Genomic DNA, 15,340 nt, shown 5'->3' with positions numbered 1-15,340 from the left:
GTCGCTCCGGCCCGGGGGCATCGGCTTACGAATGCTCCCGGGTCTTGTGAAAGCTGATCTCGGGCCATTTCTCCATGGCATGGCCCAGGCGCCATTCGCTGATCGCCAGGTAGGCCAGGTTGTCCTCGGCGTCGTACGCCATGTTGCCCTGGTGCTCCCGCTCGAACTCCCGCAACCGTTTTTCGTCGGGGCAGGTCACCCAGCGCGCGGTGACGAACTCGATCCCTTCGCAAACGACGTCGACGTTGTATTCGCTCTTGAGCCGCGCAATGGTCACGTCGAACTGAAGCACGCCGACGGCCCCCAGGATCAGGTCGTTCCCGAGCAGGGGGCGGAACAGCTGCACTGCCCCTTCTTCGGCGAGCTGCGCCAGCCCTTTCAGGAGCGGTTTCGACCGAAGCGGCGATTTCAGCCGCACGCGCCGGAAATGCTCGGGGGCGAAGCTCGGGATGCCGGTGAACTGGAGTTGTTCCTTCTCGGAAAACGTGTCCCCGATCTTGACGGTCCCGTGGTTGTGCAGGCCGATGATGTCGCCCGGCCAGGCCTCCTCGACCAGCGCCCTGTCCTGGGCCATGAAGAAGACCGGGTTGGCGAAGGTGACTTCCTTGCCGATGCGGTGGTGGCGCACTTTCATTCCCCGCTTGAAATGCCCCGAACAGATCCGCAGGAAGGCGATCCGGTCGCGGTGCGACGGGTCCATGTTCGCCTGGATCTTGAAGGCGAAGCAGGAAAACGCCTCCTCGTCGGGTGCCACCATGCGCGTGGTGGTCGGCCGCGGCCTCGGTGCCGGTGCGATCTCGACGAACGTGTCGAGCATCTCGCGGACGCCGAAGTTGTTCACCGCGCTGCCGAAAAAGACCGGCGTCTGGCGTCCGTCGAGGTATTTATCCAGATCGAAGGGGTTGGCGGCACCTTCGAGGAGCGCCATGTCCCCGCGAAGTTCCTCCGCCTGGCTGCCGAGCAGCTCGTCGAGCCGCGGATCGGCCAGGTCGTGGATGACGACCAAGTTGCCGGTCAGCCGCTGTTCTCCCGCCGTGAACAGGGTCAATTCCTTGCGATAGAGGTTATAGGTTCCCTTGAACCGCTTGCCCATGCCGATGGGCCACGAAAGGGGCGCGCACTCGATCTGCAGCTTTTCCTCGATATCGCCCAGGATGTCGAGCGGGGGCATCCCCTCGCGGTCCAGCTTGTTGACGAAGGTCAGGATCGGCGTGTTGCGCATTCGGCAGACGTCCATCAACTTGCGGGTCTGGGGCTCGACGCCCTTGACGCTGTCGATGACCATGACCGCGCTGTCGACCGCGGTCAGCACCCGGTAGGTGTCCTCGGAAAAGTCCTGGTGCCCCGGCGTGTCGAGCAGGTTGATTTCGTGGTCCCGGTATTCGAACTTCATCACCGAGCTGGTAACCGAGATGCCGCGTTCCTTCTCGATGGCCATCCAGTCGCTCGTGGCGTGCCGGTCGGACTTGCGCGCCTTGACGGCGCCGGCCATCGTGATCGCCCCGCCGAACAGCAGCAGTTTTTCGGTGAGCGTCGTCTTCCCGGCGTCGGGGTGGCTGATGATGCCGAACGTGCGGCGCCGGTCGATCTCGGATTGCAATCTGGTGGCCATGAATCTTCCTTGCGGAGGAATGAGGATGCGTTCGCCGGGTGAGCAGGACATGATAACCGATAAACGGCCCGATTGCCCAGCCCCCATGTCATCGGACGGCCGGACCGGTCAATGGCTGCCCACGTTGTCCGCGCCGTCGCCCAGCCAGCCCAGCTCGGGCAGCTGACGCGGGCTGCACACGTTCTCGCCCTCGTCCGCGTACAGGCCGCATATTTCGCAGCGGACCGTCGGCTTCGAGGACAGGCTCTTCAGCAGTCCTTCCATCCCCTGATTCTTCAAATGGCAAAGCTGCGGCTTGTGAAGCTTTCCGATCGTCGCCATCGCCGTCTCCCTTCCCGGGTTGCCGTCGGTACCGGCCCCCGTTTCCCTTTGGATGACGAAGCGCGGGGGCGGGATGCCGGCGACGCCATGCGGGCGGTTCCGGGAGGACGAAGCCCGGCAGGGAACCCCCGGAAGCGGGACGTCATCTCAACCCAGGGAGAGCGGGTCATGGAAGGCATCAGGAAAATCATGGTCCTGGCACTGGAAGTCCGGAACTGCCGGCAGACGGTCCACCAGGGAATATCGCTCGCGAAGCTACTGGAGGCGCAACTGTTCATCCTTCACGTGGAGCACAACCCGTTCGGGGCGGAAGGGTGGAACCTGCCGCTCCTGTCGCTCGACGAGGACTATGTCGATCTGGTCAAGGAAGCGAAATCGGAGCTGGACAGGATCCTGTCCGCCGAAAAGGCCGACGGGTTGCCCGTCCGGGAGATCATCGTCCGGGGCGAGCCGGAAAAGATGGTCAGGGGGGCGGTCGAACGGGAGGGGATAGACCTCCTGATTGCGCCCGCTCACGAGGAGTCCCGCCTGGAGCATTTCCTGTTCGGGCGAATCAATGAATCCATCCTTCGGAATATGCCGTGCTCCGTCCTGTTCGTGAAAGAGAACCCGTCGTCCTGACGGGGCCGGACAGCGAGACCGAACGGGCGGACAACGGGACAAGGAGGAGAAAGCGATGCTGACGAAAGGGTTGCTGGTCAGGCTGGAGGCGAAGGTGGGCAAGGAGGCCGAGTTGGAGTCGTTCCTTCGGGGCGGGCTGCCGATCGTCGAGGGAGAGCCGGAGACGGTCGCCTGGTTCGCCATCCGTCTCGGACCTTCGACCTACGGGATCTTCGACGCGTTCCCGGACGAGCGGGGGCGGCAGGCCCACCTGGACGGCCGGGTGGCCGAGGCGTTGATGGCGCGCGCTTCGGAGCTTTTGTCCGGCCCGCCCGTCATCGAGAAGGTGGAAGTCCTGGCGGAGAAGATCCAGCCTTCGGCCAAAGAGACGCAGAAGGTCGCCTGAGAAGGGGGATCGAGCGGGGCGACTGCGCCTTGGGCACCCCGCTCGATTTTTACGCGGTCGAGGGACGGGTTCAATCATGGACGCCGTCCTGGGGAAACCGCCAGTCCCAAGAGGGCTCGGTTCTCCCCGCGAACGGGCATCTCATTCTTTCGATATCGATCTGGATAAATATCTAGAATTTCCCCGCCGACCTTGGAAGATATGCAATCGATGCTCATGCAACACAACGGATATAAACAGGAATCCCATCAGTAGATCCTCGTTGTCCCTCTGGCATGCTCTTTGCGCGTTGTCATGTGCAACGAATCGGCGGAGATCGCCCGAGGGAGGACTTGATGAACCCGGTGATCGAAGATAACAAAACGTTGGTGTACGCCTATTTCATAATCCTGGGTCTCGGGTTGATGCTCTCCTTCCTGATGTCCTGCGTGGAATAAGGCCGAAGCGATGCGCGCGGAATGCCCATCCATGACTGCAGGCCTCCATGCACCGTATCCAGACCCGGCAGACCGGACCCGACCGGACTGCGGAAGGAGCCGATGATGAACCGGAAGGAATTCGCCCTGCTCGCCCTGCTGACCGTGGTGTCCGGTTTGATCGGCGGCGCCTTGTCCAACCGGATATTCTCGAGCGCTCCGGCGTTCGCCCAGGGCGAGCCGGCGATCGAGAAATGCATCCAGGCCGAGTCCTTCCAGCTTCTGGACCCGGGGGGCAATGTCCGGGCCGAGTTGTGCATCGGTCCAGACGGCAATCCGGGCCTTGCGATGATCGACGAAAATTTCGTGACCCGCGTGAGATTCGCGTTGGGCCAAGGCGGCAGGCCGTCGTTGAGTTTAACGGACGAGAACCGCCGGTTGCGGGCCCACATCCCGCTCGATGAAGAGAATCTTGCAACCGCTCCCGGATTCGAGTGGTCGAAACTCGGCGGGGAAGCCGGGAAATGACGGAAACCTGGAGATAAAGGCGGTTCAGTCTCAGATCCGATTGGCCACGTTCTTGTGGTAGACGTCGAAGTAGATGACGCTGTTGTCCTTGACCTCCCGGGTGGGGAAATAGGTGAACCGGTTCATGCGCGACGGGCCGCCAGCCACGCCAGCTCGGCGTCAGCGACGTGCCGGAAGGATTCGTCCCGCAGGACCTTCAATGCTTCGGCCACGGCGGGCGTGTCGCCCTCGAAGTGGTCGAGCACCTTGCGTTCGACGTAGGACCGCTCGATATCCACCGTGATCCCCAGCGCGCGTTCCGGGGTCATCCTGCCCCCCGAAACCTCTTTGGCCATGGCGTCGACATAATCGAGGAACATCCGCATCGCCTCCGCGCGAAGCTCCCCCTGGCCGAAGGACGCCTCCCCGGCGGCGATTTTCCCGCGGAGCGCCTTCAGGACGGCGGCATGGCGCTTCTCTTCGCCCGCCATCCGCGTCCAGAGACCCCGGTGTTCCGCCATCGAGTCCGCAAATCGTCCGTATAGCGCCTCACAGCGGGCTTCGGCAGTGATCAGCAGATCAAGCAGTTCCTTTTGCGTTTCGATATTCATGGGGCCCTCCGCGCCACCGATTATATCCCGAGCCGGGCGGTGATTCCGTCTCGATGGCCGGATCGGTCAGCCCTTCTCTTCTTCGGCGAGACGGGCGTACTCCTCCGGGGTATTGACGTTGCGGAAGGAACGGAACGCGGGATCGAGGCGGGCGACCTCGTCCCGGGCGACGCAATAGACCTTCACGCGGTCGAGGAACGAGACGATCCTTCCGTCGCCCCGGCCCAGAAACGATTCGAGCTCGGCGAGGGCTCCTTTCCCGTAGAGGGCGTGCAGCGGCTCCAGCCCCCGATCGCTCTCGGGCACGACGGCGTCGGCTTCACACGCGACGGAGGCGAGGCGGCGGACCAGCGTCTCGCGAATCGTGGGCATGTCGCATCCGACGACGAAAATCCTTGGGTGACGGCTCTGGGAAAGCGCGGCATGGATCCCGGAGAGGGGGCCCAGCCCGGGCCGCAGGTCGGGCACGTGGGCGCAGGGGAGGAAGGCGAACCGCTCCCGGTCGCCGCCGGCCACGATGACTTCCTCGAAGAGATTCGCAAGCCCCCGATGGACCGCCTCGATGAGACGCCCGCCCTGCCAGGGGAGGAGCGCCTTGTCCGATCCCATCCGCCGGGAGGCCCCGCCCGCGAGGATGACGGCCGTCACGCCGGGGATCTTCCGCCCGTTCTCGTGGAGGGTGATCCGTTCCGGGTGGGCGTAGACGTTGAACCGTCCGCCCCGGACGTACCCCGCCAGCGTGATGCCCAGCTCTTCGCACATCCGGACCGCCATGTCGGTAGGGGAGGTTCGGGAGGCGATCAGGGATATCCCAAGCATGGCCGCCTTCCCTGCCATCTCGGAGGAGACGCGCCCCGACGTCACGAGCATCTTGCCCGACAGGTCGGTCCCGGTCAGGAGCGCCTCGCCCGCGATCCGGTCGATCGTGTTGTGGCGTCCCAGGTCTTCGGCGAACAGGAGGATCGCACGACCGTCTCCCACGGCGGCCGAATGGATTCCTCCGTGCCGGCTGTACCGCTCCGCCCTCTGGGCGAGCCCATCCATCAGGGCGAACAGCTGCTCCGGCGAGAAGGAGACATTCGCGGGGGAACGATGCTCCCCGTGACGGTCGGGTAACCCGAGGTGGAACGAGATGCCGCCCCCGCATCCCGAAGTCAGGACGGTCCGGAATCCTCCCGATACTTCTCCCCGGATATGGACGTTCGCGCTTCCGGAATCGGGGCAGACGGCCAGCGAAAGCAGGTCATCGGCAGTTGCCACCAGCCCCTGGGTCCGAAGGAAACCGGCCACGAGGAAAACCGGGTCGTGCGGCGATCCGATCAACGTGGCGAGCGCCACGCCGTTTACGGTCAGGGAGATGGGGAACTCCCCCACCGGGCGATGGTCGCCGGTCGCCCAACCGTGCCCGTCGAAGGTGACGACCGTCATGGCCGGAGATCCGCGGCGGGGTGGTAGCCCCGCTCCCGGGCGATGCAGTCGAGGGGGAAGGTGGCGAGATCCGCCGCGGGGAGCAGCTCGAACGGGCTGGCATCGAACGCCACGACCACCTTGACGTAGGCGTGGCATCTGTCACATACGTCGACCCGTGCCGAGGGATCGCGTCCTTCGGGATACAGGCAGCCCAGGGTGGCAGGATCGTCGTTCGCGCAGGCGACGCACCGGATGCGGGGAACCGGCCAGCCGGCGCCGCACCGGCCGCATCGCAGGTGCTTCGCCTGTCCGCGCCCCTGCAGCTCCCCAAGCGTGGCCGCTGCTCCGCAGACGAAGCAGGTCAGCCTCTCCCAGGGGACCGGGTCGGGAACCACGGCCGAAAGCTCGAGAGACCAGGCGTGGAAGGCCGGCCGGAACGCGGTCGACAGAAGTAAACAGAGGAGGTCGGCCTTCAGCGCCAACCGGCCGGCGACCGCATCGACGGGAGATCGGTCGCCCGCGAGCACGTCGCGGAGAAACCGGGCGGGATCGATTCGCGCGCTTCCGGCCGCCTCCCGGATCGGGGAGGCGCCGGCGACCCCACGATCCGCTAAGCCGGCTGCCAACCGGGAAAAGAGGGCATTCGCCGACTGTTTGTCGAGGCGGAGATCGACGCCCCGGAGAAGCGGGATTCCCTGGGCCAGCCGGTCGTGCACGGCATGAATCGGGAGGTCGATCGGGACGACTCCCAGGTCGGCGCCGACCGCCGGGGGAAGAAGTTCCTCGTACAACGCCGCCGCCTCAGCCAGTTCGGGCGTTTCCCGGGCGATGCCGCGCAGGCAGGCGATCAGCGGATCGGCTTGCGGCATCGCCCTACACCTGCCCGGCCTGGATCAGGCTGATCCGCAGCAGGGCGCCCCCGAACAGGGCGAACGCCGCGGTCCAGTTCGCCCGGGCGGAAGGGGCGGCGGCGACCGGTTCCACGCGCCAGTTCACGGCGAGGGGAACCACGATACCTAGCAGCACCGCGCCCCCCCAGAACAGGATTGCGTACCCGCCCCGCAGGAGCGGTGCGGCCCATTTGCCGGCGAACGCGATCAGGCTCGCAACGAGGAGCAGCTCGACGATCTTGGCGAGCCGGTCGAACCGGTGGAATGCGACGAGATGCCCGCACGCCGTTTTCTCCCGGAAGAGCAGGAACAGGTGGATGGCCGCGGCGCCCGTCGAGGCGGCCGACGCGATGAAGAGCGCCCCCATCATCGGAGACGTTGCGGCCCAGAACGGCCGGGCGGTGACGTTGAGCAGCACGCCGGTGTATCCGGCCACGAAGAACCCCGCCGCCGCGCCCACGACGGCGTAGGCTTTCCTGGGGATCCGATTGTAGGCGTGGGAGAAGGGGGCGCTCCGGAACCGGTTTTCCGCCACGAGGTTGTCGAGGAACGAGAGGAACGCCATGACGCCGAAGAGCAGGAGCGCCCAGGAGCCGACCGAGAGCGGCGACTGGAGATTGAAGATGGGCAGGCCGTTCCCGGAATAAAGGAACAGGTGCCAGAACCGTTCCGGCCGGCCGAGGTCGGCGATGAGGAGGGGCGGCGTCAGAAGGATCAGCGGGAAGGCGAGGTAGAAGCCCGCATGGCTGACCGCGCGCTGCTTTTCGCCGCCGAACAGCTCGGCGAGCGAGGCGATGAAATAGGCGCCGGCCGAGACGCCGCCGATGAAGAAGTACGCCGCCACGTAATACCATTCCCATCCGGGGATGTGGACTTCCGGGTTCATGATTTCACCTCCCCCTCTTCTTCGGCCTTGCCGCGTTCGCGGAACGCCGCGATCGCGACCGCGCCCAGGACGAGTGCCCCGGCAACGGTCGCCGCGGAGGAGGCCGGCAGCCGCTTCTGCGGGACCACGATCTTCTCGGGCTGGCCGTAGACCGCGGGTCGGTCGAGGAACAGGTAGAACACGTTCAGGCCGCCCGCCTCGTTGTAGCCGTAGATGTTGGCGTCGGTGCGTCCCAGCGCGACGAGCTGCGCCAGCCGCTTGTCGGCCCGGACCCGGAGGTCGGACATCTCGCCGAAGGCGATCGACCCGGTGGGGCACGCTTTCGCGCAGGCGGTACCCATGCCGTGGTGGATCCGGTCGTTGCACAGCGTGCACTTGCGGGCGGTGCCCGTCGCTTCGCTGACCGAGACCACGCCGAAGGGGCAGGAGGGGACGCAGTACTTGCAGCCGATGCAGACGTCCTGCCGGATGAACACGTTCCCGAGGTCGGTCCGCTCGATCGCCCCCGTCGGGCAGGCGTTCAGGCAGCCCGCGTCGTTGCAGTGCTTGCACGAATCGCTGGAGAACAGCCAGCGTCCCCGGGAACGGTCGGCGCTGAACTGCTCGATGAACCGGACGCGTCGCCAGTCGGTGGCGCTCAGCGCGCCGGTGTTGTCATAGGAGTCGCCGGTGAAGTTGATGGCGACGGGCCGCATCTCGATCGGGTCCTGGATGAAATGCGAAGGCTCGTGGGGCAGCCCGTTCCATTCCTTGCAGGCCACCTGGCACGCCTTGCATCCGGTGCAGATGGAGGTGTCGACGAACATTCCCTTGGGCATTTACGCCTTCCCTCCCTTCTTCCCCGCCCGCACGTCGCAGGTGAAGACCTTCCCCTCGTGGATCGACACGTTGGGGTCGGCCACCAGGGCGCTCAGGTTGTTCACGACGTCGCCGTTCGCGGAGCCCTGCCATCCCCAGTGCCAGGGGAGGCCGATCTCGTGGACGGTTTTCCCTTCGATGACGAACGGCGTCATCCGGCGGGTGACCAAGGCGCGCGCCTGGATCTCGGCCCGCGCGGTGCGGATCGTCATGTACTCTCCGTTGCGGATGCCCTTTTCCCTGGCGAGCTCGGGGGAGATCTCGCAGAAGAGCTCGGGCATAAGCTCGGCGAGCCAGGGGAGCCAGCGGGTCATGGTCCCGGTCAGGTGGTGCTCGGTCAGCCGGTAGGTGGACACGACGATGGGGAACTCTGGATCGGCCACCTTGTGGTAGGGGTTGCCTTCGATCTTCCACACCTTCGCCACGGGGTTGGACTGCCGGGCGTACATCGGGTTCTTGACGGGCGATTCGTACGGCTCATAGTGGGTCGGCAGCGGGCCGTCGACCAAGCCGCTCGGCGCGAACAGCCACGCCTTCCCGTCGGGTCGCATGATGAAGGCGTCGTCTCCCCCGAGCCGGTCGAAGGCGAGCGCCGCGTCCTTCCCGATCGATCCGGGCGCTTTCGTGGGCATGAAGTCGATGCCCTCGCCGGAAGGGGAGACCCACTTCCCGCGGACCGGGTTTCCGGCGGCGTCCTTTGTGCCGCTGTCTGCGCCCGCGTCCCAGAAGACGAGCTTCTTCCGCTCGGACCAGGGACGCCCCGCCGCGTCCGCTGAGGCGCGGTTATACATGATGTGCCGATTGGCTGGCCAGGCGAAGCCCCAATCCGGCGAGATCCACGCATCGCCCTTCCGGGAGGCCGCCCGGTTCCTTCCCTCCTCGGGGATGATGCCCGTGTAGATCCAGGCGCCGCAGACCGTGGAGCCGTCCTCCTTCAGGGCGGCGAAGGTCGAAAGCGGCTTGCGGTCGCTCCAGGTGTAGCCGTTGATCTCCTTCATGACCTTGTAAGCCGACGGTTCGTCCTTGATCCGCCACGCCGCCACCTCGTTCGGGGGCGGGTCGTAATCCCACAGCAGGTTCCGGATCGCCCAGTCCCGGTCGCCCGTCGTCGACCGGTAGCGTTCCTGGAGCATGCGGCCGAGGCGGTAGGTGAACCAGCTGTCGCTGCGCGCATCGTCCGGCGGATCGACCGCCTTGTCGTGCTGCTGGACGAGGCGCTGGGTATTGGTGAAGGTCCCCTCCATCTCGGCGACCGCCGCCGCGGGCAGGAAGAATACCTCGGTCTTGATGTCGGACGGCTTGACTTCGCCCGCCTTGACCTCGGGCGAGTTCCGCCAGAACGCCGCCGTCTCGGTCTCGTAGAGGTCGCGCACGACCATCCAGTCGAGCTTCGCGAGCGCCTTGCGCTGGAAGCGGGCGTTCTGCCCCCCGACCGCGGGATTTTGCCCCATCACCAGGAACCCCCTGATCTTCCCCGCCGCCATGTCGACGAACATGGGCAGGTGGGAGTGATCCCCGGTGATCTTGGGATGGTAGTCGTAGCCGTAGTCATTTTCCTTCGTCGCCGCGTCGCCGAACTGCGCCTTGAAATAGGACACGGCGAACTTGGGATAGTTCCCCCAGTAGCTCGTGGACAGGGGAACGGCTTCGGTGAGGATGAAATCCTTGAGCGAATCGTGGCTCTTGCGGGCGTCGGGCATGTTGAGGTAGGCGGGGAGGGAATGATACAGGGTGGCGATGTCGGTCGACCCCTGGATGGTGGCATGGCCGCGCAGCGCCAGCACCCCCCCTCCAGGGCGCCCGATGTTGCCCAGGAGTGACTGAAGGATGGCGGCGGTCCGGATGATCTGGACGCCCACGGTGTGCTGGGTCCAGCCGACCGCATACGTGATGTTGGACGTCCGGTCCCGCCCCGAGTTGGCCAGGAGCGTTTTGGCCACGGCGAGGAATTTCTCCTTCGGGCAGCCGCACACCTTCTCGACCATTTCGGGCGTGTACCGGGCGTAGTGCCGCTCGAGGATCCGGAACACGGTTTGCGGGTCCGACAGGGTCGGATCGGTTTTGGGGCGCCCGGGAACGCGCTGGAGGAGCAGGTCGGAGAAGCTCCTCGCCTCCCGGACGGCGGATGACGGGGACTTCTCGCGCTGGTAGGCCCAGGTGGCGTTGTCGTATTTCTTCCCGTCCGCGGACATGCCGGAGAAGTCGCCCGCGAGATCCTCGGTGTCCTTGAAGTCGGGGTTGATCAGCGTCGCCGCGTTGGTGTAGCGGACCACGTATTCCCTGAAGAACGGGTCGCGGTTCCATTTCTCGCTATGGATGACGTGGTTGATGATGGCGCCGAGGAAGACGATATCCGAGCCGGCGCGGATCGGCGCGTGGATGTCGCAGAGCGCGGAGGTGCGGGTGAAGCGCGGGTCGACGTGCATGAGCACGGCGCCGTGATCGGTCTTCGCCTTGAGGGGCCAGCGAAACGCCACCGGGTGGCATTCGGCCATGTTGGACCCCATGATCATGACCGCGTCGGAGTGGACGAGATCGCGCGGGAACGTCGTGGAACCGCCTCTACCGAACGAGACCCCCAGACCGGGGACCGTGGATGAGTGTCATATGCGCGCCTGGTTCTCGAGGTACACGACCCCCAGGGCGTGCGCGAGCTTCTGGTGGAGGTAGTTCCACTCGTTGTCCATGGTGGCGCCGCCGAGCGAGGCGATGGCATACGTGTTCATGACCTTCTTGCGGACGGTCCCCCCCTTGCCGTCAGGCAGATCCTGGAACTCGTTGAAGTTCGAGTCGCGCGTCTTTGCGACAAGTGACGCGATGCGTTCCATCGCCCAGTCGAGCGGCTTCTCTTCCCAGTGGTCGGAGCCGGGGGCGCGGTATTTCACCTTCGTCCAGCGCTGCGGGTTGACGGCGAGCTGATAGGTCGCGGCGCCCTTCGGGCAGAGGGTGCCTTCGTTGATGGGGGAATCGGGGTGGCCCTGGATGTCGAGGATCTTGCCCGTGTCGCGGTCGACCATGACGATCTGGCCGCAGCCGACCGCGCAGTAGGGGCAGATCCCGGGAAACTCGCGGCCTTTCTTGATGGGGATTTCGGAGGCTTTCGCAACGGCGGCGCGGGTGTCGAGACCTAAGGCGGCCAATTCGGCGGCGACCGAGACGGCCGCAGCGCCGGCTGCCCCTTTCAGGAGGGTACGGCGTGAAAGCGGGGGGATCCACGTCTCGGCCATGGCAGTCCTCCATTGCGGCGGGATGGGACGGCTTTTTCTCTTGAGGCACCTCGGGAAATAAACGCATTAAAATGTACTGGATCAGGATATCCTTTTCGGAAGGGAGATTCGACCCCTTTTCCGACGTGCCGGAGGAATCGATGCGCGTTGCGACTTTCCTGGTTCTCCTGCTGGCGACCGGGCTCCCGGTTTCCCTCCCCGCGTGGGGGGTGGAACGATTGCGGATGGCCACGACCACATCCACCGAAAACTCGGGACTTTTCGCCGTCCTCCTGCCGCCGTTCGAACGCGCCAACGGCTGCCGCGTCGATGTGATCGCGGTCGGCACCGGCAAGGCGCTGAAACTTGGGGAGACGGGCGACGTCGACCTGGTGTTCGTCCACGCCCGGAAGCTCGAGGACGCCTTCGTCGCGGCGGGATTCGGGGTCGGACGGAAGGACGTCATGTATAACGATTTCGTCCTCGTCGGACCGCCCGGGGATCCGGCCGTGGTCTCCGGCGCGAGGACGGTTCCCGAGGCGTTCGGGCGGATCGCCGCGAAGGAAGCGCTATTCGTCTCGCGCGCCGACGGCTCCGGCACGCACGAGAAGGAGCGCGAGATCTGGGAGGCCGCGAAGCGGTCGCCGGGGGGCCGCTGGTACGTCGAGACCGGCCGGGGGATGGGCGAGGTTCTGATGATGGCGGCGGAGAAGGGCGGATATGCGTTGACCGATCGCGGCACGTTCATCGCCTTCCGCCGGAAGACCGGCCTCGTCGTGCTGGCTCAGGGCGACGAAAAGCTGCGCAACCCGTACGGCGTGATCGTCGTGAACCCGCAGCGCCATCCCCACGTCCGCACCGGGCTGGCCCGCCGGTTCATCGATTTCGTGACGGGGGAGGAAGGACGTGCGCTCATCGCGAGCTACCGCGTCGATGGCGAGCCGCTCTTCTACCCCGTCGCGCCCGGGAGGCGGTGAATGGGCTTCATCGGCGATGGGCTACGCGAGGCGCTCGTCCTCCTGGCCGGGCTCGATCCCGACGTCATCCACGCGGCGTGGACCTCTCTCGTCGTCTCCGTCTGGGCGGTTGTCATCGCCTCCCTGGCCGGCATCCCGCTCGGGCTGTTCGTCGGCGTGGCCGATTTCCCGCTCCGGCGCCAGACCGTCATGCTGCTCAACAGCCTGCTCGGCATCCCCACGGTGCTCGTCGGGCTTCTCCTCTTCGGGTTCCTGAGCCGCCAGGGCCCGCTGGGCGCCTGGGGGATCCTCTTCACACGGGAGGCGATCATCCTGGGCGACGCGCTGCTCGCCGTCCCCATCATGGCCAGCTATACGCTGGCGGCGGTCGCGGGAGCCGATCCGGCGATCCTCGAGACCGCGTCGACGCTGGGCGCGGGACCGTTGCGCGGAACATTCAAGCTGGCGTCCGAAATTCGTTACGGCATCGTGGCCGCGGTGATCGCGGGATTCGGCCGCGTGATCTCGGAGGTCGGCGTCGCAATGATGCTCGGCGGCAACATCCGCGGGGTCACGCGGACGATGACGACCGCGATCGCGCTCGAGTCGGGCAAGGGAAATTTCGCCTTCGGCGTGGCGATCGGCGCGCTCCTGCTCGCCATCGTGCTGGTCGTCAACATCTTCCTGAATTCCCTGCAGCAGCAGAGGTCGCGATGACGCAGCTCTTTCGCCTGACCGGCATCCGGAAACTTTACGGAAACAGGGTGGGGCTGGAGATCGCGGACCTTTCCCTCCGGGAAGGAGCCCTCTACACGCTCAGCGGCCCCAACGGGTCGGGGAAGAGCACACTGCTGCGCCTCCTGGCTTTCCTCGTCCCGCCGACCGCGGGAGAATTGTCCTTCGCCGGCGAGACGGTCCGATGGTCTCGCCGCGGGCTGTCGCCCCTGCGCAGGGCGGTCACGCTGCTTCACCAGTCGCCGTGTCTTTTCCGGGGGAGCGTCGAAAGCAATCTCGCGTTCGGCCTCGCCGCCCGGGGCGTGGAAAAAGAGGCGCGGCACGAACGGATCGGCGGGGCGCTGGATTCGGTGGGGCTTTCGGGATTCGAAGGGCGGGATGCGAGCGCGCTTTCCGGCGGGGAGGCGCAGCGGGTCGCCATGGCGCGGGCGCTGGCCCTCCGGCCGCGCGTCCTTTTGCTGGACGAGCCGCTCGCCGGGGTCGACCGGGATTCGGCGGCAATCCTCGGGGACGTCATCGCCGCGCTGCCCGGGGCTGGGACCACCGTGATCCTGTCGACGCACGACACCGTCTTGCCGGACCGGCTCGGGACCGAGGTGATCCGCCTCGAGGCGGGCCGGATCTCCGCGCCGTGTCGATTCAAGCCCGAGATGGAAAAAGTGCAGGGAGGCGTCCTCCGCCATGCCCGCATTTGAGGAAGCGCGGACGATGATCCTCGACCGCGTGTCGGCGGGCGGCGTCGACACGATCCCGCTCGACGAGGCGGCGGGGCGCATCCTTTTCGAGGACGTGATCGCGTCCCGGGACCTTCCGGGCTTCGACAATTCCGCGATGGACGGCTTTGCGGTGCAGGCGGGGGATTGCACCGGCGACGCGCGCCTTGTCATCTGCGGTTACCACCCCGCGGGCGTCGTCGACGGCGCCCGCGTCGACCGGGGGTGCGCGGTCCGGATCATGACCGGCGGCGCGATCCCGGAAGGGGCCGACGCCGTCGTCCCCTTCGAGGAAACGGAGGAATCCCCCGGCGCCATCCGGGTGGCGGGCGCCGTCGCCCGCGGGGCCCACGTCCGTTCCCGGGGAGAGGACGTGAAGGCGGGCGAGGTCGTGATCCCCCGCGGCACGCGGCTGCGCCCGCCCGAAATCGGCATGCTCGCCTCGTTCGGCCGCATGATGGTTCCCGTGCATCGCAAGGTCCGCGTGGCGATCCTCGCCACGGGCGACGAGCTCGTCGAGCCCGGGGAGCCGGTCCCGGACGGCCGGATCGTGAACGGCAACGGCCTCGCCCTGGCCGCGGCGGCGCGGCTCGCCGGGGCCGAGCCGGTGCTGCTCGGGATCGCCCGGGACACGCGCGAGAGCCTGCGGGAGAAGCTGTCGGCCGGCTTTTCCTGCGACGCGCTGGTGACTTCCGGCGGCGTCTCGGCGGGCGACCGCGACCTGGTCCGTGAAGCGCTGGCCGAGCTGGGCGTCACGGCCGTCTTCTGGAAAGTGGACGTTAGACCGGGAGGGCCGACCGCCTTCGGCATGAAGGACGGAAAGCCGGTCTTCTCGCTGCCGGGCAACCCCGTATCCTCGCTGCTCACGTTCGAGGAATTCGTCCGCCCCGCGCTGCGCAGGATGATGGGGCACGCCCGCGTCGTCCGACCGTGCGTCCCGGTCATCCTCGCGGAGCCCTTCCGCAAGAAGGCAGGCAAGGTCCACCTGCTGCGGGTGAAGCTGGCCCGGGCGGGCGCGTCGCTGACGGCGTCTTCCGCCGGGCCGCAGGAGACGGCGATCTCGCGCACGCTGCTGTCGGCGGACGGCATCGCCGTGCTTCCCGCCGACCGGACCGTCTTCGCGGCAGGCGAGACGATCTTCGTCCATGACCTGTATCCCTGAACAGGGGCCTGTATAATCTCGGTTGTTTTCCGGGCGACTTTCCCCAAGGCC

At 66.5% G+C, this 15,340-nt stretch carries 16 protein-coding genes; 7 read left to right on the top strand and 9 right to left on the bottom strand.

Translation table 11 applies throughout. From position 1 onward, the window contains the following. Positions 1 to 25 precede the first annotated feature (25 nt). Positions 26 to 1,612 (bottom strand): peptide chain release factor 3, encoded by a 1,587-nt coding sequence (locus tag VGK27_08805; GenBank protein HEY3490203.1) that lies wholly within the window; start codon positions 1,610 to 1,612, stop codon positions 26 to 28. Positions 1,613 to 1,720: 108 nt separating this feature from the next. Continuing rightward, the gene (locus VGK27_08800; protein ID HEY3490202.1) at positions 1,721 to 1,933 is read right to left on the bottom strand and encodes a hypothetical protein; all 213 of its coding nucleotides are present in this window, start codon (positions 1,931 to 1,933) and stop codon (positions 1,721 to 1,723) included. A gap of 168 nt (positions 1,934 to 2,101) precedes the next feature. Between VGK27_08800 and VGK27_08795 the strand changes: the two genes are divergently transcribed. The 3 genes from VGK27_08795 (at position 2,102) to VGK27_08785 (ending at position 3,883) form a co-directional block, all read left to right on the top strand. Next, positions 2,102 to 2,554, top strand: coding sequence for a universal stress protein (locus VGK27_08795; protein ID HEY3490201.1), 453 nt, complete (start codon positions 2,102 to 2,104; stop codon positions 2,552 to 2,554). Between the two features lie 55 nt (positions 2,555 to 2,609). Beyond that, positions 2,610 to 2,939 (top strand): antibiotic biosynthesis monooxygenase, encoded by a 330-nt coding sequence (locus VGK27_08790; GenBank protein ID HEY3490200.1) that lies wholly within the window; start codon positions 2,610 to 2,612, stop codon positions 2,937 to 2,939. Between the two features lie 539 nt (positions 2,940 to 3,478). Beyond that, positions 3,479 to 3,883, top strand: a complete 405-nt coding sequence (locus tag VGK27_08785; GenBank protein HEY3490199.1) for a hypothetical protein — start codon at positions 3,479 to 3,481, stop codon at positions 3,881 to 3,883. Positions 3,884 to 4,005: 122 nt separating this feature from the next. Here the strand turns inward: VGK27_08785 and VGK27_08780 are convergent, their stop codons facing one another. The 7 genes from VGK27_08780 to VGK27_08750 form a co-directional block, all read right to left on the bottom strand. Further along, positions 4,006 to 4,473, bottom strand: coding sequence for a hypothetical protein (locus tag VGK27_08780; protein HEY3490198.1), 468 nt, complete (start codon positions 4,471 to 4,473; stop codon positions 4,006 to 4,008). Positions 4,474 to 4,539: 66 nt separating this feature from the next. After that, positions 4,540 to 5,901 carry a formate dehydrogenase accessory sulfurtransferase FdhD gene (gene fdhD / locus VGK27_08775; GenBank protein ID HEY3490197.1) on the bottom strand — a complete coding sequence of 454 codons (1,362 nt, stop codon included), beginning with the start codon at positions 5,899 to 5,901 and terminating at the stop codon, positions 4,540 to 4,542. Further along, positions 5,898 to 6,752, bottom strand: coding sequence for a formate dehydrogenase accessory protein FdhE (locus VGK27_08770; protein HEY3490196.1), 855 nt, complete (start codon positions 6,750 to 6,752; stop codon positions 5,898 to 5,900). Before VGK27_08770 ends, fdhD begins: the two co-directional genes overlap by 4 nt. A 4-nt stretch (positions 6,753 to 6,756) precedes the next feature. Beyond that, a complete protein-coding gene (gene nrfD, locus VGK27_08765; protein ID HEY3490195.1) occupies positions 6,757 to 7,659 on the bottom strand; it encodes an NrfD/PsrC family molybdoenzyme membrane anchor subunit in 903 nt (300 codons plus the stop codon). Next, complete coding sequence (locus VGK27_08760) at positions 7,656 to 8,477, bottom strand: 4Fe-4S dicluster domain-containing protein (protein HEY3490194.1); 822 nt, start codon at positions 8,475 to 8,477, stop codon at positions 7,656 to 7,658. Before VGK27_08760 ends, nrfD begins: the two co-directional genes overlap by 4 nt. Then, complete coding sequence (locus VGK27_08755) at positions 8,478 to 11,099, bottom strand: molybdopterin-dependent oxidoreductase (protein HEY3490193.1); 2,622 nt, start codon at positions 11,097 to 11,099, stop codon at positions 8,478 to 8,480. It lies immediately after the preceding gene. A 21-nt stretch (positions 11,100 to 11,120) separates the two neighbouring features. Then, the gene (locus VGK27_08750) at positions 11,121 to 11,744 is read right to left on the bottom strand and encodes a hypothetical protein (protein HEY3490192.1); all 624 of its coding nucleotides are present in this window, start codon (positions 11,742 to 11,744) and stop codon (positions 11,121 to 11,123) included. A gap of 140 nt (positions 11,745 to 11,884) precedes the next feature. Between VGK27_08750 and VGK27_08745 the strand changes: the two genes are divergently transcribed. Genes VGK27_08745 through glp form a run of 4 tightly spaced genes read left to right on the top strand, consistent with a single transcriptional unit; the run spans position 11,885 to position 15,289 of the window. Continuing rightward, positions 11,885 to 12,700, top strand: coding sequence for a substrate-binding domain-containing protein (locus VGK27_08745; GenBank protein ID HEY3490191.1), 816 nt, complete (start codon positions 11,885 to 11,887; stop codon positions 12,698 to 12,700). Next, positions 12,701 to 13,396 (top strand): ABC transporter permease, encoded by a 696-nt coding sequence (locus tag VGK27_08740; GenBank protein HEY3490190.1) that lies wholly within the window; start codon positions 12,701 to 12,703, stop codon positions 13,394 to 13,396. Continuing rightward, positions 13,393 to 14,109, top strand: coding sequence for an ATP-binding cassette domain-containing protein (locus VGK27_08735; protein HEY3490189.1), 717 nt, complete (start codon positions 13,393 to 13,395; stop codon positions 14,107 to 14,109). Before VGK27_08740 ends, VGK27_08735 begins: the two co-directional genes overlap by 4 nt. Continuing rightward, positions 14,096 to 15,289: a gephyrin-like molybdotransferase Glp gene (gene glp, locus VGK27_08730; GenBank protein HEY3490188.1), complete on the top strand. Its 1,194-nt coding sequence runs from the start codon at positions 14,096 to 14,098 to the stop codon at positions 15,287 to 15,289. Before VGK27_08735 ends, glp begins: the two co-directional genes overlap by 14 nt. The last annotated feature ends 51 nt before the right edge of the window (positions 15,290 to 15,340 follow it).

The sequence above is a fragment of the Candidatus Deferrimicrobiaceae bacterium genome, assembly GCA_036504035.1.
Lineage (GTDB): Bacteria > Desulfobacterota > Deferrimicrobia > Deferrimicrobiales > Deferrimicrobiaceae > JANXPS01.
This window is presented reverse-complemented; position numbering and strand designations above follow the sequence as displayed.

Coding starts and splice junctions, on each gene's coding strand:
- VGK27_08805 (HEY3490203.1), bottom strand. CDS start 1,612: ATGGCCACCAGATTGCAATCCGAGATCGACCGGCGCCGCACGTTCGGC.
- VGK27_08800 (HEY3490202.1), bottom strand. CDS start 1,933: ATGGCGACGATCGGAAAGCTTCACAAGCCGCAGCTTTGCCATTTGAAG.
- VGK27_08795 (HEY3490201.1), top strand. CDS start 2,102: ATGGAAGGCATCAGGAAAATCATGGTCCTGGCACTGGAAGTCCGGAAC.
- VGK27_08790 (HEY3490200.1), top strand. CDS start 2,610: ATGCTGACGAAAGGGTTGCTGGTCAGGCTGGAGGCGAAGGTGGGCAAG.
- VGK27_08785 (HEY3490199.1), top strand. CDS start 3,479: ATGATGAACCGGAAGGAATTCGCCCTGCTCGCCCTGCTGACCGTGGTG.
- VGK27_08780 (HEY3490198.1), bottom strand. CDS start 4,473: ATGAATATCGAAACGCAAAAGGAACTGCTTGATCTGCTGATCACTGCC.
- fdhD (HEY3490197.1), bottom strand. CDS start 5,901: ATGACGGTCGTCACCTTCGACGGGCACGGTTGGGCGACCGGCGACCAT.
- VGK27_08770 (HEY3490196.1), bottom strand. CDS start 6,752: ATGCCGCAAGCCGATCCGCTGATCGCCTGCCTGCGCGGCATCGCCCGG.
- nrfD (HEY3490195.1), bottom strand. CDS start 7,659: ATGAACCCGGAAGTCCACATCCCCGGATGGGAATGGTATTACGTGGCG.
- VGK27_08760 (HEY3490194.1), bottom strand. CDS start 8,477: ATGCCCAAGGGAATGTTCGTCGACACCTCCATCTGCACCGGATGCAAG.
- VGK27_08750 (HEY3490192.1), bottom strand. CDS start 11,744: ATGGCCGAGACGTGGATCCCCCCGCTTTCACGCCGTACCCTCCTGAAA.
- VGK27_08745 (HEY3490191.1), top strand. CDS start 11,885: ATGCGCGTTGCGACTTTCCTGGTTCTCCTGCTGGCGACCGGGCTCCCG.
- VGK27_08740 (HEY3490190.1), top strand. CDS start 12,701: ATGGGCTTCATCGGCGATGGGCTACGCGAGGCGCTCGTCCTCCTGGCC.
- VGK27_08735 (HEY3490189.1), top strand. CDS start 13,393: ATGACGCAGCTCTTTCGCCTGACCGGCATCCGGAAACTTTACGGAAAC.
- glp (HEY3490188.1), top strand. CDS start 14,096: ATGCCCGCATTTGAGGAAGCGCGGACGATGATCCTCGACCGCGTGTCG.